Source organism: Streptomyces sp. NPDC107538 (assembly GCF_055657445.1).
The window spans coordinates 12,821-31,492 of the sequence record NZ_JBVKAY010000006.1 but is presented as its reverse complement, the minus strand read 5'-3'; the positions used below and the strand labels follow the sequence as shown (position 1 = coordinate 31,492).

Sequence of the window (18,672 nt, the reverse complement as noted above, 5' to 3'; positions counted from 1 at the left end):
TGTTTGAGTGCGAGGGCCCGGTGCTGACCTCTTTTTCGATGCCGCCGCACGCCGCGCCCCACACTCCGTCACAGAGTTCCGAAAGAAATTCGTGCAGCGTTGAACACATCAGCCACCCCCACGCGTACCTAGGACCAGCAAGCGGCGCAGTAGGGCGCTGCAACACCCACCGGATACACGGGGAGTTGGAATGAAGACCTCCTGGCGGAGCGCCTCACTCGTAGCGACAGCTGCGGCTGTACTGGTGCTGACGACGGCGTGCGGTCAGGAACAGGGGTCGACGTCCTCGCAGAACGTGGGCGCCGCTTCCACACCGACGCTCGGTGCCGGAACCATCGCGGGCACCGGAACCGGCACGGCCGGCGCCGGCGCGGCGGGCTCCGGTACGTCCGCCCAGTCCACCACGGCCGCCTCGGCGGGGCAGCTGACCGTGTGGAACAGCGACGAGTACGGCAAGGTCCTCACGGACAGCGCCGGCCGCACCCTGTACCGCTTCGACAAGGACTCCTTCGAGCCGCCGAAGACGACCTGTGAGGGCGAGTGCGCCACCACCTGGCCGCCGGTGCCCGCCTCGGGCGCCACCGCCGCCGAGGGTGTCGACAAGGCGCTGCTCGGCGAGGTCAGCCGTCCCGACGGTACCAAGCAGCTGACGGTCGGCGGCTGGCCGATGTACTACTTCGCGAAGGACACCAAGGCCGGCGACATCAAGGGCCAGGGCCTCAAGGGCACCTGGTTCGCGTCGGACCCGAACGGCAAGAAGGCCTCCACCAAGGGCGGTTCCGCCGGCGGTGACGCGGGTGACACCGGTGGCGACGCGGTCGAGCAGGCCGGTCTGACCACCCGCAAGGACGCCAAGCTCGGCGAGATCGTCGTCGACAAGAACGGCATGACGGTGTACCGGTTCCTCAAGGACACCCAGTGGCCGATGTCGACCAAGTGCACCGGCGCCTGCCTCGACAAGTGGCCTGTCGTCGCCCCGGTCGACAAGAACGACACCAAGGGCATCCTGCTGAAGGGCTACACGGTCTTCGACCGTCCCGACGGCATCAAGCAGCAGACCATCAACTGCATCCCGCTCTACACCTTCGCCAACGACAAGTCCCCGGGCGACACCAACGGTCAGGGCGTCGGCGGCACCTGGTTCGCCATCAACGGCGACGGCGAGCCCATCGGAGCCGACAAGTAGGTCGCGCGCCTTCCCCACGCACCGCAGCAGCGCGGCCGATCCAGGTCCGCCCCCTCCGCACCGCACGGAGGGGGCGGACCGCTTGGCATGCCCGGACCCGGCCGAACAGGCGCGTCCGGGCCCGGTGTTCCCCGGCCCCGGGAATGTTCGGGTCCGAACAGGCATGGTCGGGGCGGCGGTTGGGCATGTGCCATCGGCAGCGACCTTGAACGGACGGTCAATTTCCGTTTTTACTCGCTCCTTCGGCGGACGATCAGTAGCCTCAGCTCGAACACCGGATCGCCTACGCCACCCCCGACGCGTTGGAGAACACAGATGGAGCGTCCCGCCTGGGCGCCGCGGAACATCGACATCTCGATGCCCTCCGTGGCGCGCATGTACGACTACTACCTGGGCGGTTCGCACAACTTCGAGGTCGACCGGGAAGCGGCGCGCAGGGCCATGGAGTTCATGCCGGGCCTGCCCAAGATCATGCAGGCGAACCGGGCGTTCACCCGCCGCGCCGTGCGGCACGCGGCGGAGCGGGGTGTCACCCAGTTCCTGGACATCGGATCCGGGATCCCCACCTTCGGAAACGTGCACGAGGTCGCCCAGGACGCCAGCCCCGGCGCCCGCGTCGTCTACGTCGACCACGACCCGGTCGCAGTAGCACACAGCCAGGCGGTTCTGAAGGGGAACGACGACGCGGACGTGGTCGCGGCCGACCTCCGCAAGCCCCGTGACATCCTCACGAGCCCCCAGGTCGAGCGACTGATCGACCTGAACCGGCCGGTGGCCCTGCTCCTGGTTGCCATACTGCACTTCGTGGAGGACACGGACGACCCGTACGGAGCGGTGGCCGAGTTGCGTGACGCGCTCGCGCCCGGCAGCTTACTCGTCGTCTCGCATGCCTCCTACGAGGGCATTCCGCTTCCCCAGGAGCGGGCCGAGGGCGCGGTGGACGTGTACAAGGACATTCGCAATCCGCTGATCATGCGCTCTCGAGGTGAGATCGCGCGGTTCTTCGAGGGGTACGACATGGTGGAACCCGGACTGGTGCCGATGGCGAAGTGGCGGCCCGACACGGCTCCCGAGGACGAGGATCCGTACGCCTTCGCGGGGTTCGCCGGCGTGGGGACCAAGGCGTGAGGGCGGAGCCGGACGGGCCGGAGGGAAGACTCCGCCGGTTCGCGACCATCTGGAGCCGCGCGGTCTTCCCCGCCACCTCCACGTCGCTGACCCGACCCGAGTTCGAGGAACAACTGCTGCCGCTGGCCCGCCGGCTCAGCGAGGCGCTGCGGGCCAGGACGTACGACGCCGAGGCGGGCCGGGCCGTCGGCGCCGCGCTCGTCGACGCGCACTGCACCGAACCCGAGGCGCTCAGCCGGACCCTGGACTGCGTCGACGCCTATCTGGTGCTCTACTGCGGCGGCGACGGCCCCCAGGACGATCTGCGGGCGCGGGCCGCGCGGCTGCAGTCCGCGATGGCCGCCGGATACGCCGAGGCGCTGCGGCAGCGGACACTGGCCGAGCAGGAGGCGATCGCCCGCGCGGCGCTGGAGGCCCAGGGCGCGGTCGCCCGGGCGCTGCACGCGACCGAGGCCCGCTTCCGCGCGGTGTTCGAGGGTGCCGCCATAGGCATCGGCATCGCCGACCTCGACGGCAACATCCTCCAGGTCAACGGCGCGCTGCTGCGGATGTTCGGGGTCACCGAGCAGGCGATGCGCGGGCGCCGCGTCCCCGAGTGGAAGCACCCCGAGGACGCACCCCAGGTGTGGCGCCTATACGACGAACTGGTCGGCGGCGACCGCGAGCACTACCACACCGAAAAGGCGTTCCACCGCCCCGACGGCACGGTCCTGTGGACCAATCTGACGGTCTCCCTGCTCCGGGACGCGGACGGCCGGCCCCAGTACCAGCTGGCCCTCATGGAGGACACCACCGAGCGGCGGCTGCTCAACCTCCGCCTCCGCTACGAGGCCACCCATGACGCGCTCACCGGACTGCCCAACCGCACCCTGTTCTTCGAGCGCCTGGAGAAGGCCCTCGCGGCGGGCGACGGCCAGCGGTTCGGCCTCTGCTACCTCGACCTCGACGGCTTCAAGACCATCAACGACAGCCTCGGGCACGCGGCCGGCGACCGGCTGCTCGTCGAGGTCGCCGACCGGCTGCAGTCCTGCGCGACCGCGCCCGGCGAGATGGTCGCCCGGCTCGGCGGCGACGAGTTCGTGGCGCTGACCACCGGCACCGACACCGAACGCGAGGTCGACGAACTCGCCGACCGCATCATGAACGCGCTGGTCACCCCCGTCCGCATCGAGGGCCGCGAACTGCTGGTCCGCGGCAGCATCGGCATCGTCGAGGGCCCGGCGGGCGAGCGGGGTCCGGCGGAGGTGCTGCGCAGCGCCGACATCACGATGTACCGGGCCAAGTCCGCGGGCGGCAACCGCTACGAGGTCGCCGACGCGGAGGCCGACGCCCGCGCCATCACCCGGCACGGCCTCACCACCGCGCTGCCCGCCGCCCTGGACCGGGGCGAGTTCTTCATCGAGTATCAGCCGCTGGTCCACCTCGGTGACGGGACCGTACGCGGCGCCGAGGCCCTCGTCCGCTGGCTGCATCCGCAGCACGGCGTGCTCGGCCCCGACCGCTTCATCCCGCTCGCCGAACGCACCGGGCTGATCGTGCCGCTCGGCCGCTGGGTCCTGGAGCAGTCGGTGCGCCAGGCCCGGGACTGGCAGGAACGACACGGCGGCACGGGAGCCACCGGCCCGCTGCGGGTCAACGTCAATCTGTCGCCGTGCCAGTTGACCCATCCCGGGCTGGTCCAGGACACCGTCGACATCCTGGAGCGCGCGGGCCTCGAACCCGACGCGCTCTGCCTGGAGGTCACCGAGTCCGCGCTGATCGGCGCCGACGACGACCTGCTCAAACCGCTGCGCAGGCTCTCCGAGATGGGCGTCGACATCGCCCTCGACGACTTCGGCACCGGCTACTCCAACCTCGCCAACCTGCGCCGACTGCCGGTCCGCGTCCTGAAGTTGGACCGGTCCTTCACCCAGAGCATGCAGCAGTTCCCGGCCGACCCCGTCGATCTGAAGATCGTCGAGGGCATCGTCTCCCTCGCCCACAGCCTCGACCTCGCGGTCACCGTAGAGGGCGTCGAGACCGGCGCCCAGGCCGAACAGCTGCGCATACTCGGCTGCGACACGGCCCAGGGCTGGTACTACGCCCGCCCGGGCCCGCCGGACCGCCTGCACGAACTGGCTTTGGTGGACGCGACGGGATAGGGGGCCTTCTCAACCGCCGGGCTCCTACTTCGGGGGGCGCGCAGCGCCCCTCAGGGGCGCGGGGAACTGCGCGACCAGCCACAACGCACCCGCGGACCCGAACGGCGCTCACCACCCAAGGCGAGACCGGGCCCGGCACCGTACCCTCACCGCTCGACCAACATCCGCTGCAACTCCCGCGCGGCCCGAGGCGGAGCCACATCACTGCGGTGGGCCAGCGCGATCGTCCGATGCAGCCCGGGCCGGGCCAGCGGGGTGACCCGCAGGCCCCGCCCGGACCGGGTGGCGACCATCCGCGGGACGACGGCCACACCGAGCCCCGCCCGCACGAAGCCCAGGACCGCGTCCATCTCCCCGCCCTCCACCGCGAAATCCGGCTCGAACCCCGCGGAGCGACACGCGGCGACGGTGAGTTCCCGCAGGTCGTAGCCGTGGCGGAACATCACCAGACGCTCGCCCTCCAGGTCCGGGACACGGACCGTACGGCGGCCGTTGCCTGGCCTCGGCGCGTCCGGGGACGAGACCACCACCAGGTCCTCGCGCAGTAGCTCCACCGTGGTCAGCGCCGGGGAGGGCGTGGGCAGCGGAAGGACGACCAGGGCCAGGTCCAGCGCGCCGCGCGCCAGTTGTCGTACGAGGTCGTGCGAGCCGCCCTCCTCGATCAGCAGCCGGATACCGGGATAGCGGTCGTGGAAGGCGCGCAGCACCTCCGGGAGCAGACCCGTGCACACGCTCGGGGTCGCGCCGAGCCGGACCCGGCCCCGCCGTAGCTGCACCAGCTCCTGCACCTCGTGCCGGGCGGTGTCCGTGTCGGCGAGGATGCGGCGGGCCAGCGGCAGCAGCGCCTCACCGGCGTCGGTCAGCGTGATGTTGCCGCGCGCCCGCCGGAAGAGGTCCGCGCCCAACTCCCGCTCCAGCGCCTTGATCTGCTGCGACAGCGACGGCTGCGCCACATGGACCAGCTCGGCGGCCCGGGTGAAATGCCGGGTCTCGGCCACCGCCACGAAGTACTGGAGCTGCTGGAACTGCATCCCTCCACGATACGTGACGATAGTTTCCGGCTATCGAAACGAGCTGTTTCATGTCTTGGACCGATGGGGCATCCCGGTTCTAGCGTCGGTCCCATGGCTCTGGCAACGCGGACGGAACGGGCGGAACGAAAACCGTCCATGGCACGCTCGGTGTGGGACAGCTCCCTCGGCAAGAAGACGGTGATGGCCGTCAGCGGACTGATCATGCTGGCGTACCTGGTCGTCCATATGCTCGGCAACCTCAAGATCTTCTTCGGCTCCGACGAGTTCAACGGCTACGCGCACTGGCTGCGCACCCTCGGCGAGCCCTTCCTGCACTACGAATGGGCCCTGTGGATCGTTCGCGTGGTGCTCGTCGCCGCGGTCGTCGCCCATGCCACCGCCGCCTACCAGCTCAGCCGCCGCGACCTGCGGGCCCGGCCGAGCAGGTACGTCCACAAGAAGCGCCGGGCGAGCTACGCGACCCGCACCATGCGCTGGGGCGGCGTCATCCTCGCCCTGTTCATCGTCTGGCACATCCTCGACCTGACGACCGGCACCGCCCACCCCGGCGGTTTCGAGGCCGGACACCCGTACCAGAACGTGATCGACACCTTCTCCACCTGGTACGGCAACGTCGTCTACATCGTCGCGGTGCTCGCGCTCGGCCTGCACATCCGGCACGGCTTCTGGAGCGCCGCCCAGACCCTCGGTGCCGGCAGCCGCACCCGTGACCGGGCCCTGAAGACCACGGCGAACGTCCTCGCGCTGGTGCTGACCGCGGGCTTCGTCTCCGTACCCGTCGCCGTCATGACCGGAGTGGTGAGCTGACCATGAGTACGTCCTCCGAGTACGCGGACTATGTGACCGGTGACCCGGTCGTCGACGGCAAGGCCCCCGAGGGACCGGTCGCCGAACGCTGGGACCGGCGCCGGTTCGAGGCCAAGCTCGTCAACCCCGCCAACCGCCGCAAGCACACCGTGATCGTCGTCGGCACGGGCCTCGCGGGGGGCTCCGCCGGCGCCACGCTCGCCGAACAGGGCTACCACGTCGTCCAGTTCTGCTACCAGGACTCCCCGCGCCGCGCCCACTCGATCGCCGCGCAGGGCGGTATCAACGCCGCGAAGAACTACCGCAACGACGGCGACTCGGTGCACCGGCTGTTCTACGACACCGTCAAGGGCGGCGACTTCCGGGCCCGGGAGTCGAACGTCCACCGGCTCGCGCAGATCTCCGTCGAGATCATCGACCAGTGCGTGGCCCAGGGCGTGCCGTTCGCCCGGGAGTACGGCGGGCTCCTCGACACCCGTTCGTTCGGTGGCGTGCAGGTGTCGCGGACGTTCTACGCGCGAGGGCAGACGGGGCAGCAACTGCTCCTGGGCGCCTACCAGGCGCTGAGCAGGCAGATCGCGGTCGGGAACGTGGAGATGCATCCGCGTACCGAGATGCTCGACCTGATCGTGGTCGACGGGCGGGCGCGCGGGATCGTGGCCCGGGACCTGATCACGGGGAAGATCGACACGTACTTCGCGGACGCCGTGGTGCTGGCGAGCGGGGGGTACGGGAACGTCTTCTATCTGTCGACCAACGCCATGAACTCCAACGCGACCGCCGTGTGGCGGGCGCACCGGCGGGGCGCGCTGTTCGCGAACCCCTGCTTCACGCAGATCCATCCGACGTGCATCCCGCGCACCGGCGACCACCAGTCCAAGCTGACGCTGATGAGCGAGTCGCTGCGCAACGACGGCCGGATCTGGGTGCCGAAGGCCCAGGGTGACACCCGCCCGGCGAACCAGATTCCCGAGGACGAGCGCGACTACTACCTGGAGCGGATCTATCCCTCCTTCGGCAACCTCGTCCCCCGTGACATCGCCTCCCGCGCCGCGAAGAACGTCTGCGACGAGGGGCGGGGCGTCGGCCCGGGCGGGCAGGGCGTCTACCTCGACTTCGCCGACGCCATCGCACGGATGGGCCGCAAGGCCGTCGAGGCCAAGTACGGCAACCTCTTCGACATGTACCAGCGGATCACCGACGAGGATCCGTACCGGGTGCCGATGCGGATCTACCCGGCCGTGCACTACACGATGGGCGGGCTGTGGGTGGACTACGACCTCCAGACCACTGTGCCCGGCCTGTTCGCGATCGGGGAGGCCAACTTCTCCGACCACGGCGCCAACCGGCTCGGCGCGTCCGCGCTGATGCAGGGCCTCGCCGACGGGTACTTCGTCCTGCCGGCCACCATCAACGACTATCTCGCCCGGCATCCGCGGCAGGACGGGATCGGCCCCGAACACCCCGCCGTGCAGGAGGCGTTGGCCGAGACCGAGGACCGGCTGAACCTGCTGCTGGCCGTCGACGGCGACCGTACGCCCGACTCCTTCCACCGTGAACTCGGCGAGCTGATGTGGGAGTTCTGCGGCATGGCCCGTACCGACAGCGGGCTGCGGAAGGCGCTGGAGCGGATTCCGCAGATCCGGGAGGAGTTCTGGCGGCGGATCAAGGTCCCGGGGACGGGCGAGGAGTTCAACCAGTCCCTGGAGAAGGCCAACCGGATCGTCGACTATCTGGAGTTGGCCGAGCTGATGTGCCTCGACGCGCTCCACCGCGCCGAGTCCTGCGGCGGTCACTTCCGTGAGGAGTCCCAGACGGCCGACGGTGAGGCGGAGCGCCGCGACGAGGAGTTCTCGTACGCCGCCGCCTGGGAGTTCACCGGCACCGGCACGGCCCCCGTGCTGCACAAGGAAGACCTCGTCTTCGAGTACGTCCACCCCACCCAGCGGAGCTACGCATGAAGCTCACCCTGCGCGTCTGGCGGCAGCGGTCCGCCGACGCCGACGGCGCCATGTCCACGTACGAGGTGGACGACATCTCGCCCGACATGTCCTTCCTGGAGATGCTCGACACGCTCAACGAGGAACTCATCCTGCGCGGTGACGACCCCGTGGCCTTCGACCACGACTGCCGGGAGGGGATCTGCGGGGCCTGCTCGCTGGTCATCAACGGGGACGCGCACGGGCCGGAGCGGACGACGACCTGTCAGCTGCACATGCGGTCCTTCTCGGACGGCGACACGATCGATGTGGAGCCGTGGCGGGCGTCGGCGTTCCCGGTGGTCAAGGACCTCGTCGTGGACCGGTCCGCGTTCGACCGGATCATCCAGGCCGGGGGGTACATCACGGCGCCGACCGGGACCGCGCCGGAGGCGCACGCGACGGCTGTGCCGAAGCCGGACGCGGATTTCGCGTTCGAGCACGCGGAGTGCATCGGGTGCGGGGCGTGTGTGGCCGCGTGTCCCAACGGGGCGGCGATGTTGTTCACCTCGGCCAAGATCAACCATCTGAGTGTGTTGCCGCAGGGGGCGCCTGAGCGGGAGACGCGGGTGTTGGACATGGTGGAGCGGATGGATGAGGAGGGGTTCGGGGGGTGCACGTTGGCCGGGGAGTGCGCTACGGCTTGTCCTAAGGGGATTCCGCTGGTTTCGATCACGAGTATGAACAAGGAGTGGTTGCGGGCTGCGCGGAAATCCGGGAAGCGGTAGCGCCGTTGGGGGCCTGTTGGATTCGGGGTGCGCGTCCGTTGTGGCTGGTCGCGCAGTTCCCCGCGCCCCTTGAGGGGCGCGTTGCAGCGGGACGTGGTCGCAAGTGGACGTTCGCCTAGTCGGGCGGGCGGGCGGGGTCGGGAGTGGTGCTCATCCCCGGCCCCGTCTGGATTTTCTGTGTGGGTAGGCTGCGCGCATGATGTTCGGGCGGAGGGGGAGGCAGCGGTTTCTGGAGGCTGTCGCCGCCTTCGACGCCGCTGTGCGGGAGCGGGACGGGGCCCGGACCCAGCGCGCCTACCAGGAGATGCACCGGCGGTTCGAGGGAGCCGGGCGGCACGAGATCGTCCAGGCGGCGCCCCGGCTGGCCGCGTTGCTGCCGGAGCTGCCCGCGGGGCCCGACACCATGGTCGCCATCGTGATCGGGGCCTGTGTCGAGCGGGGCGCGGACCCGGCCGACTGCGCGCCGGCGATCTTCCAGGGGCTCGACTGGGCGCTCGACGCCACCGGCGAGTTCTGCGAGCGCTGGGTGGCCACCGGCGGCGGGGACTTCCCCGAGCCGGACCACGGGGACCCCGACCCGGCGGTCGTCGAACGGGTCGGCATGGAGGCCGCCCTCGGCTGGTGGCTGCTGCCGCGCTGGGAAACGGCAGCCGTCGCCCTGCTCGGCCACTCCGCCGTACGGACCGGGCTCGACGCCGGGCGGCGCACCCGGCTGTTCCGGGCGCTGCGGGCCGTCGAGGAGGCGTCCGGGCACGACTTCAAGTGCCTCGCGTACGCCCTGCTCGTGCTCGACGACGAGCCGCTGATCGTGCTGCACCGGCCCAGCGGTACCGGGTACGCGCTGCGGATGAGCGGCATCGGGGACAACTTCCAGCTGCACACGCTGCTCGCCGGAGTGCTCGTCGGCGGCGGGCATGTCGACGGGCGGGCGCCGTCCGAGCGGGAGGTCGCCGTCTGCCGGGACGCGCCGGGGCAGGTACCGACGACCGGGGCCTTCAACCTCGTGACGCCCGGCGGGGAGTGGGTGTGGAACGAGGGCACGCCCAGTGACCTCCCCGTCGTCGACGGTGTACGGCTGCTGGTGCTCGATCCGCCGCCGTACGAGCGGAGCTGGCCGGCCGGACGGTTCTTCCCCGGGATGACGGGCGATCTGGTCCTGGAGCGGGTCCTCGGCACCGATGAAACCCGCACGTGGCTCGGGGGTTGCGTCCCGGCCAGATGACGGCCACCGGGACCGTTCCGTTCAACAAGCGCACATCCGGGCTCCCGCAACCGGTCACGCCAGTGTCAGTCGGCGTAGGAAGAACTGGGGCGGCGGACCGCACGTCCCCAGGTCCGCCCCTGATGCCGCCGAGTCGGCCCGTGACCAGGAGATGCCATGACCGCCTCCACCCTCGACAGCCCGCCCCAGTCGGCCGCCCCCACCCGCTACACCGTCACCCTGGCCCGCAGCGAGGAGGACGTCCGTGCCGCGCAGCGGTTGCGGCACGAGGTGTTCGCCGGGGAGATGGGCGCACTGCTGGCATCGCCGCAGCCGGGGCTGGACGTCGACCCCTTCGACGCCTACTGCGACCACCTGCTCGTCCGGGACACCCTCACCGGACAGGTCGTCGGCACCTACCGGCTGCTGCCGCCGGAGCGCGCCGCGGTCGCCGGACGGCTGTACTCGGAGGGCGAGTTCGACCTCGGCCGGCTCGACGGGATCCGCCCCTCGCTGGTGGAGGTCGGCCGGTCCTGCGTCCACCCCGACCACCGCGACGGCGCCGTGATCAGCCTGATCTGGGCCGGGATCGCCCGCTACATGGTCCAGGGCGGCCACGAGTGGCTGGCCGGCTGCTGCTCCATCCCGCTCGCCGACGGCGGGGCGCTCGCGGCGGGCACCTGGGACCGGGTGCGGACCAGGAACCTCGCGCCGGAGGAGTACCGGGTACGGCCGCTGCTGCCCTGGGTCCCGAAGGCCGAGGCCCCGCAGGGCCACACCGAGCTTCCGCCGCTGCTGCGCGGCTACCTGCGGCTGGGCGCCTGGGTCTGCGGCGAGCCCGCGCACGATCCGGACTTCGGGGTGGCCGACATGTACGTGCTGCTGTCGATGCGCCGGGTCAACGCCCGCTACCTGCGGCACTTCCTCTCCCTCGTCCCGGCGGCGTGACCCGATGAGCGTATGGCTGCCCAGCGCGCCCTGCAGCCCGCGGGCGTGTGTGGAGGCGAGCGGATCGGCCGCCGCCCTGCCCCGGGCCGGCGTGCGGTTCGTGGCGGTCGTGGCGCTGGTCCTCGTCGGGGTCCTGGTGAGCGTCGTCGGGCTGCGGCTGCCGGCCGGAGTGGTGCGGCGCTGGTGCCGGTGGACCGTACGGGCCTCGGGGGTCCGGATTCGGATCACGGGCGCCGCCCCGCCCACCGGCGGACTGCTGCTCGTCGCCAACCATGTCTCCTGGCTGGACATCCCGCTGCTCGGCGCGGTGCGTCCGGCGCGGATGCTCGCCAAGTCGGACATCCGGGCCTGGCCGGTGGCGGGTGCGCTCGTCGCCCGCAGCGGGGTGCTGTTCATCGAACGGGACCGGATCCGCGCGCTGCCGGAGACGGTCGCGCGCATCGCCGACGCCCTGCGCGGCGGCGCGGCCGTCGTCGCCTTCCCCGAGGGGAGCACCTGGTGCGGGCGCGCCCAGGGCCGCTTCCGGCGGGCCGTGTTCCAGGCGGCGCTGGACGCGGACGTGCCCGTGCAGCCGGTGCGCGTCCGCTACCGGTTCACCGAGGGCGGGGCGAGCACCGCGCCCGCCTACGTCGGCGACGACTCGCTGCTCACCTCGGTGTGGCGGGTGGTGTCCGCGCGCGGCGTCGTCGCCGAGGTGGACGTACGGCCCGTCCTCGCCCCGGCCGCCCACTTCGACCGGCGGGCCCTCGCGGGGGCCGCGCAGACGGCGGTGATCGACGTGGCGGCGACGGCCGAGCACGTGCCGGACACGGGCGACGGCTGCCGGGGCGGACGCCCCGGTTCCGCACGAGGATTCCGCCGCAGGCCCACGCCGACGGCGGAGCTCGGCTCCGGGCCACGGCTGGGGATCAGCTGAGGCCGGTGGCCGGGGGGCGGCCGAGGCCCGCGATCCGGGCCAGCCTCGTGTAGGAGTCCAGGAGGGCTTCGCGGTCGTACGTGCTGGTCGTGACCAGGATTTCCTGGGCGCCCGTGTCTTTGATCAGCGACTCCAGTTCGTGCGCGACCTGCTCCTCGGTGCCGTACACCTGGCCGGTCAGCCCGGACTCGTAGAAGCCGCGCTCCCTGGCCGTCATGGTGCGCCGCTCGATCTCGTCCGCCGGGGCGAGCGGCGGGAACGTGCCGTGGGTGCGGGAGTGGGCCATCGCCCAGGCCTCGGGCAGGAGGATGCGGTGTGCTTCCTCCGGGGTGCGGGCCACGGCGACCGTGCCGGAGACGACGACGTACGGTTCCCGCGCCCAGGCGGACGGGCGGAATCCGGCGCGGTAGCGGTCGATGCCGCGCCGCATCTTCTCCCGGTCGCGGAGGTCGCCGATCACCATCGGCAGGCCCGCCCGCGCGGCGATGTCGGCGCCCTCGCCCATCGCCAGCACGAACGGGGGTACGGCCAGGCCCTCCGACGGGCGGGCACGCACCCCGGTCGGGGAGGTCCCGGCGAACCAGCCGAGCAGCTCGTCGAGCTGGCCCGCGAAATCCTCGGCGTCGTCCTTGTCCCGGCCCAGGGCGCGGCGGACGCCGTCCGTGAAGCCGACGGAGCGGCCGAGGCCCATGTCGATGCGGCCCGGGAACAGGGACTCCAGGACGCCGAACTGCTCCGCGACGATCAGGGGGCGGTGGTTGGGGAGCATGACGCCGCCGGTGCCGACGCGGATGCGGTGGGTGGACGCGGCGATGGCCGCCGCCAGGACGGTGGGGGCGGAGCCGGCCACTCCGGGGACGCCGTGGTGCTCCGCGACCCAGAAGCGGTGGTAGCCGAGGCGTTCGGTGTGTTGTGCGAGGTGCACGGTGTCGCGTAGGGCCTCGGGGGTGGGGTGGGTCTCGCGGGTGCGGGAGCGGTCGAGGACGGAGAAGCGGGTGTCGGAGAGGGCCGGGGTCATATGGGGTTCAACGTTCTGGGGGTGGGGGGATTCCCGTGCGTCGCGGGCTGTGGGTGGGTGGGGGCTGGTCGCGCAGTTCCCCGCGCCCCTTTAAAGCGCCGGGCGCGACCCATGCCGTTAAGGGGCGCGGGGAACTGCGCGAGAAGCCCCACCGGGCCCGCGGATGACCACGCACCCCGAAAAGACCGAGCCGCGCCCGGAAGGGTCCGGGCGCGGCTCGGTCTCAGGTGGGTCGGGGGTTACTTGCGGCCGATGGTGATCCCCTTCGTCTTCGCGGCCGTGGTGTTGTCGTAGACAACCGCGTCCGTGGACTTCTGCCAGATCTTGATCCTGAACGTGTCCGGGTCGTCGGTGGCGGTGACCCGGAAGAGGTAGCCGCCCTTGCCGTTGACCGTGCCGAAGCCCTGGTAGACGGCCTTGGAACCGGTGACCACGAGCCAGGAGGAGCTGGTGGAGCGGAACTTCAGCTTGGCCCCGGCGAAGTCGAGCGAGGCCTTCCCGGACGGCGTGCTGTCGTTCTTGCCGTACTTGGCGGTGAAGGAGAACTCCGCCTTGCCCGTCAGCTTCGGATGGGCCGGGAACGCCCCGGCGGGTGAGGTGAAGCTGCCGTCACCGGTCGCGGACCCGGCGCTCCGGTCGTAGACGACCAGCTCGGCGACCGTGGTGCCGACCGAGGCGCCGTCGTCGTCGGTGACGGTGATCACCGGGGCGAAGATGCCGGCTTTGCGGTAGCTGTGCTCGGCCTTGCAGCTGCCGGCGGTGACCTTGCCGGCCGTCGGCTTGCCGCCGTCCTTCCAGTCGACGACGCAGGTGTGCTGGTCGCGGGTGCCCGGGTCGGTGAACTCGACCCTGATCCTGGCGTCCTTGCCCGTCGGCGTGGTCTTCGGGCTGCTCACCGAGGTGATCTCCGGTGCCGCGTTGGTGACGGTGACGGTCGCCGTGTCGCTGCTGCGGCCACCGGTCAGGGTGAGCGTGTAGGTGCCGTTGTCGGCGCAGGTGACCGTGGTCTTCGCGGACTTGGCGTCGGCGAGGACGCAGGGCACGTCATTGCCCATCGTCCACTGGGCGGTGCCCGCGCCGGAGACCGTGCCGTTCAGCTGGATCTTGGCGCCTTCCTTGCCGGAGGCGTCCGCGCCGGCCCGGGCGATGGTGACCGGGTCGATGCTCTCCAGGGTGGGGACGACCTTCTTCATCAGGCCGTCGGCGTCGAACTCCAGCTTGTCGATGGTGGTTTCGCGGTGCATGCCGTCTCCGCCGGGGATGGCGAAGCGGTGGTAGACGATGTACCAGTCGTCGGTGTTCGGGACGTGGACCACCGAGTGGTGGCCGGGGCCCTTGATGCCGAGCGAGAGGTCCTTCTCCAGGATCAGGCCCTGCTTGGTCCAGGGACCGGTGGGCGAGGGGCCGGTGGCGTAGGCGACCTGGTAGTTCTCGTCACGTGTGTCGTTCTCCGACCACATGAAGTAGTAGGTGCCCTTGCGCTTGATGACGAAGGTGCCCTCGTTGTAGTTGCTCGGCGTCATGTTGGTGACCTTCGAGGCGTCGAAGGAGACCATGTCGTCGTTGAGCGGGACCACGTAGGCGCGGCCGTTGCCCCAGTAGAGGTAGGTCTGGCCGTCGTCGTCGGTGAAGGTCGCCGGGTCGATCATCTGGCCCGTGTAGGCACCGGCCTTCAGCAGCGGCTTGCCGAGCGCGTCCTTGAACGGGCCGGTGGGCGAGTCGGAGACCGCGACACCGATGTTCGCGTCGGCGCAGAAGTAGAAGTAGTACTTGCCGTTCTTCTCCTCCATCGCCGGCGCCCAGGCCCTGCTGTCCGCCCAGGAGACGTCCGGACCGAGGTCCAGGATGACGCCGTGGTCCTTCCAGTTGACCAGGTCCTTGGAGGAGTACGCCTTGAACTGCGTACCGCTCCAGCCCTCGAAGCCGTCGGTGGTCGGGTAGATGTAGAAGGTGTCACCGAAGCGGACGATGTTCGGGTCCGCGTTCAGGCCCGGCAGCACCGGGCTCTTCATCTCCACGGCCGACACCGTCCAGGTGCGCTTCTTGCCGTCGGAGCCGGTCACCTCGTACGTCACCGGCTTGGTGAAGTCGCGCAGGGTGCCGGAGGCGGGGCTGATGGTCGCGCCGTGGGCGAGCGTGAACTCGGGCGCCAGGGCCTTGACATCACTGCCCGGGGTGAGCGGCAGGACGATCTTGCTGTCCTTGTCGGTGATGATCGCGTCGGTCTTCAGCGCCGGGTGGGTCGCCGCGGCGATCCCGGTGGTGTTGCCGCCCAGCTCCAGGACCTCGGCGGGCGTCAGGGCCCGGTTGTAGATCCGGAAGTCGTCGACCTCGCCGCCGAAGTACGGGTCGGGGGAGTAGAGGGACTTGCCGATGTAGCCGGAGTAGTCCTTCGCCGAGTCGTACAGCTCGGACGGCTTGATGGTGACCCCGCTGACACGGGCCGTCTCGGCGCCGTCGACGTAGAGGATCGCCGTCTCGGTCGCGCCGTTCAGCGTGACGGTGACGTGCTTCCACTCGCCGGCGGTGAGCTTGGAGCCGCCGATCATCTGCTTCTCACCGGACCAGGTGGCCTTGGTGATCGCGGAGAACAGCTTGCCGCCGCCGTTGGACGGGGAGGCGAACAGGTACTTGTTGCTGTCCGGGCCGAGGCCGAACAGCCACTGGAAGTTGTCGCCGCCCTTCCACTTGACGTACGTGGCGACGGTGACGCTGGTGGTGTCCTTCAGCACGCCGTTGGGGATCTTGACGTACGGCGAGCTGGAGCCGCTGTTGCCGCCGGACATCTTGAACGAGCCGCCCTCGACGCCGGTCCCGAAGTCGGGCGTACGGACGTAGGTGCCGTGGTAGCCGTGGCCGCTGGAGTCGCGGGCGATGCTGCCGCCGGTCTCGTCGAAGTCGTAGTGCAGGAGCAGATCGGCCGGGACGTCCGGGCCGTCGGCGGAGACCGTGACCTCGGCGGTGACCGCGATCGCGGAGTCGCCCGCGATGTCGCCCTTCACGGTGAAGGTGCCGGCCTGCGCGTACTGCGACGCGTCCACGTTCTCCCAGGTGACGGCGATGGGCCGCTTCACCCCGGCGCCGGTCTCGGCGATGACGGTGGCCGGCAGGACCGGGGCGTCACCGACGCGCGTCTCGACCTTGACGTCCTCGACGCTCGTGATGATCTCGTCCGGCTGGTACGTCTTCAGCAGCCGGTCGTACTCGGCCTGGGTGACCGGGAGCACTGTGCCGTGCCGTGGCTTGGACGGCAGGTCGTAGCCGGTGGACGGGGTCCAGACACCGGAGTCGAGGTCGGTCGTCTCGAAGGGGATGTAGCCGCGACCGCCGAACTCGTCGAGGAACGCGTACCACTTCTCCTCGGTGTTCGACTTGAACACCAGCGGGCCCTCGGCCGCGTTCATCGCGCCCTTGCCGATGCCCTCGGCGACGGCGGTCCAGGAGAGGTCGCGGAGCGTGTCGCTCTTCTCCTCGAAGATGAACTTGCTGTTGGGGGTGGAGGAGGTGTTGTTCCGCTCGTCCTTGGAGAGGCGGAAGTACTCGCCGTCGTGCTGGATGACCGTGGAGTCGATGACCGAGTAGCCGCGGTCGACCCAGACCTTGGGCTCGCTGAAGGTGTAGAAGTCACGGGTCGTCGCGTACATCATGCGGTTGTACGTGTCGCCGGAGTGGGCCTCGTTGTCGTACAGCTTCGACGCCCAGAAGACCACGTACTCGCCGAGCTTCTCGTCGTAGTACGCCTCGGGGGCCCAGGTGTTGCCGGCCGAGTCGGGGGAGACCTTCACCAGGCGCTGGTTGGTCCAGTTCACCAGGTCGGTGGACTCCCAGACCATGATCGACTTGCTGCCGGTGCGCTGGGAGGCGTCCCAGTCGCCGTTGCCGTAGATCCTCAGGTCGGTGGCGATCTGGTAGAACTTGTCGCCCTCGGGGGAGCGGATGATGAACGGGTCGCGCAGACCCTTCTCACCGAGCGTGGAGGTCAGGACGGGCTTGCCGTCGTTCAACTCCCGCCACTTCAGCGGGTCGTTGCCCTTGCTGAGCGCGGCGTACAGCTGCTCGCCGTCCGAGGTGCCCTCGCCGGTGAAGTAGCTGAACATATAGCCCTTGAGGGCTTCCTTCTTCGGCAGTTCCGGAACCTTCGCGGTGAAGGTGCGGGTCTTCTTGGCGTCGCCCTTGGTGACGGTCGCGGTCAGCTCGACGGTCGTGGCGCCGTCGCCGTGCGCGGGACGCTTCACCACGCCCTCGGCGGAGACCACGTCCGGGTTCGCGGAGGACCAGGAGACCTCGGTGCCGAAGGTGCCGGTGGCCGGGAGCGTCAGGTTGCCCCGGGCGTCGTCGACGTTGTGCACGGCGAGCGCTTCGGCGGCCTGCTGGACGGCGGTGGTGTCGTCGAAGGTCGGCAGGACCGTGACCTCGAAGGTCTTGGTGGCGCTGACCGGGCCCTTCTTCAGGGTCGCCGTCAGCGTGGCGTGACCGTCCGGCTCACCGGCGGCGGGGCGGGTCACCGCGCCGGAGTTCGAGACGACGTCCGTGTTGTCGCTCGCCCAGCTGATGGTCGAGCCGCCGGCCGTACCGGTCTTCGGCAGATCCAGATCGGCGGTCACCGCGCTGGTGTCGCCCAGGGTGAGCGCGGCCTTGTCGGCGGCGAGGCCCTCCTCGGCGATGGGGAGCGAGAGCTGCTCGACCTCGGAGCCGGCCAGCGCCCGGTCGTAGACCCGGAAGTCACGGATCTTGCCCTTGAACAGCTTGTCGCTGGTGTAGACCGACTTGCCGATGTAGTTGGCGGTGGTCGTGCCCGAGCCGATCGACCCCGGGGTGATGCTGACCGAGGTGTTGCGGCCGACCTCCGCACCGTCCTCGTAGAGCACGCCCGTGGTGCCGGTCTGGGTGTAGGTGAGCTGCTTCCACACCGACCGGGTCAGGTTGTGCGAGTCGGAGGGCCGGGTGTTCTGCTCGGTCGACCAGTTGCCGGACGCGATGGAGGTGCGCAGCGAGTTGCCGGTGGCGAAGAGGTAGCCGTTGCCCGCGCCGCTGGTGGTGTTGCCGAAGCCGTAGATGAAGTACGGGCCCACCTGCGACTCGTCCATCAGCACGTCCATGGAGACGCTGATCGAGTCCATGCCCTTCATGACGTCGTTCGGGACCTTGATGTAGGTGTCCGAACCGTTGAAAGACAGGCCCTGGCCGTCGCCCGTCCAGCCGGCGGTGCCGTTGACCGTGCCGTCCCGGCCGTTGCCGGAGGCGTCGGTGGCCGTGGTGCCGGAGGTGGCGTCCAGCTTGTACCAGAGGGCCAGGCCATCGGTGAGGTCGGCGGTGTCCGCGGCGGCCGGGGCGGAGGGCCCGGCGAGGCCGAGGAGAAGTGACGCGGCGGTCAGTCCGGCGAGCGGACCCGCCCAGCGTCTCGCGCGGCCGCGCAGACGTTCTCTGTACGTCATGTCGAGTATCCCTGCTGAGAGCACGGCTGATGAAAGGGGTGGCGAAGGCAAGGGGGATGGCATGGGGAAGGAGGGCGGAAAGGGGCGGGAACCCTCGCCCTGGGCGTCCCGTTGTTTCGGCCTTGTGACGTCGTGTTGCGAGAGTGTCAAT

Annotated in this window: 12 protein-coding genes; 9 read left to right on the top strand and 3 right to left on the bottom strand. The window is 70.3% G+C overall.

Translation table 11 applies throughout. The annotated features are described in order from the left end of the window. Nucleotides 1–190: 190 nt before the first annotated feature. From ACZ7MG_RS21855 to ACZ7MG_RS21845, 3 genes are all read left to right on the top strand, one after another. Nucleotides 191–1,186 (top strand): SCO0930 family lipoprotein, encoded by a 996-nt coding sequence (locus ACZ7MG_RS21855; RefSeq protein ID WP_471391258.1) that lies wholly within the window; start codon nucleotides 191–193, stop codon nucleotides 1,184–1,186. Nucleotides 1,187–1,501: 315 nt separating this feature from the next. Further along, nucleotides 1,502–2,314, top strand: coding sequence for an SAM-dependent methyltransferase (locus ACZ7MG_RS21850; RefSeq protein WP_471391260.1), 813 nt, complete (start codon nucleotides 1,502–1,504; stop codon nucleotides 2,312–2,314). Continuing rightward, the gene (locus ACZ7MG_RS21845) at nucleotides 2,311–4,455 is read left to right on the top strand and encodes a putative bifunctional diguanylate cyclase/phosphodiesterase (protein ID WP_471391263.1); all 2,145 of its coding nucleotides are present in this window, start codon (nucleotides 2,311–2,313) and stop codon (nucleotides 4,453–4,455) included. The genes ACZ7MG_RS21850 and ACZ7MG_RS21845 overlap by 4 nt, the downstream gene beginning before the upstream one ends. Before the next feature lie 146 nt (nucleotides 4,456–4,601). Here the strand turns inward: ACZ7MG_RS21845 and ACZ7MG_RS21840 are convergent, their stop codons facing one another. After that, nucleotides 4,602–5,486, bottom strand: a complete 885-nt coding sequence (locus tag ACZ7MG_RS21840; RefSeq protein ID WP_471391265.1) for a LysR family transcriptional regulator — start codon at nucleotides 5,484–5,486, stop codon at nucleotides 4,602–4,604. Nucleotides 5,487–5,624: 138 nt separating this feature from the next. Between ACZ7MG_RS21840 and ACZ7MG_RS21835 the strand changes: the two genes are divergently transcribed. From ACZ7MG_RS21835 to ACZ7MG_RS21810, 6 genes are all read left to right on the top strand, one after another. Then, on the top strand, nucleotides 5,625–6,296 hold the full coding sequence (locus ACZ7MG_RS21835) for a succinate dehydrogenase (RefSeq protein ID WP_471391395.1): 672 nt from the start codon (nucleotides 5,625–5,627) through the stop codon (nucleotides 6,294–6,296). Nucleotides 6,297–6,298: 2 nt separating this feature from the next. After that, complete coding sequence (locus ACZ7MG_RS21830; protein ID WP_471391268.1) at nucleotides 6,299–8,257, top strand: fumarate reductase/succinate dehydrogenase flavoprotein subunit; 1,959 nt, start codon at nucleotides 6,299–6,301, stop codon at nucleotides 8,255–8,257. After that, entirely contained in the window at nucleotides 8,254–9,003 is a 750-nt protein-coding gene (locus ACZ7MG_RS21825; protein WP_471391271.1) for a succinate dehydrogenase/fumarate reductase iron-sulfur subunit, read from the top strand. Before ACZ7MG_RS21830 ends, ACZ7MG_RS21825 begins: the two co-directional genes overlap by 4 nt. Before the next feature lie 196 nt (nucleotides 9,004–9,199). Further along, complete coding sequence (locus ACZ7MG_RS21820; RefSeq protein WP_471391273.1) at nucleotides 9,200–10,225, top strand: hypothetical protein; 1,026 nt, start codon at nucleotides 9,200–9,202, stop codon at nucleotides 10,223–10,225. A gap of 156 nt (nucleotides 10,226–10,381) precedes the next feature. Then, nucleotides 10,382–11,152, top strand: coding sequence for a GNAT family N-acetyltransferase (locus ACZ7MG_RS21815; protein WP_471391276.1), 771 nt, complete (start codon nucleotides 10,382–10,384; stop codon nucleotides 11,150–11,152). Between the two features lie 4 nt (nucleotides 11,153–11,156). Next, nucleotides 11,157–12,068, top strand: coding sequence for a lysophospholipid acyltransferase family protein (locus ACZ7MG_RS21810; protein WP_471391279.1), 912 nt, complete (start codon nucleotides 11,157–11,159; stop codon nucleotides 12,066–12,068). On the opposite strand, the gene ACZ7MG_RS21805 is transcribed toward ACZ7MG_RS21810, so the two are convergent. Together ACZ7MG_RS21805 and ACZ7MG_RS21800 are read right to left on the bottom strand one after the other, a co-directional pair. Beyond that, nucleotides 12,061–13,086 carry an LLM class flavin-dependent oxidoreductase gene (locus ACZ7MG_RS21805; protein WP_471391282.1) on the bottom strand — a complete coding sequence of 342 codons (1,026 nt, stop codon included), beginning with the start codon at nucleotides 13,084–13,086 and terminating at the stop codon, nucleotides 12,061–12,063. The genes ACZ7MG_RS21810 and ACZ7MG_RS21805 overlap by 8 nt on opposite strands. Nucleotides 13,087–13,325: 239 nt before the next feature. Continuing rightward, nucleotides 13,326–18,521: a family 43 glycosylhydrolase gene (locus ACZ7MG_RS21800; protein ID WP_471391285.1), complete on the bottom strand. Its 5,196-nt coding sequence runs from the start codon at nucleotides 18,519–18,521 to the stop codon at nucleotides 13,326–13,328. Nucleotides 18,522–18,672 lie beyond the last annotated feature (151 nt).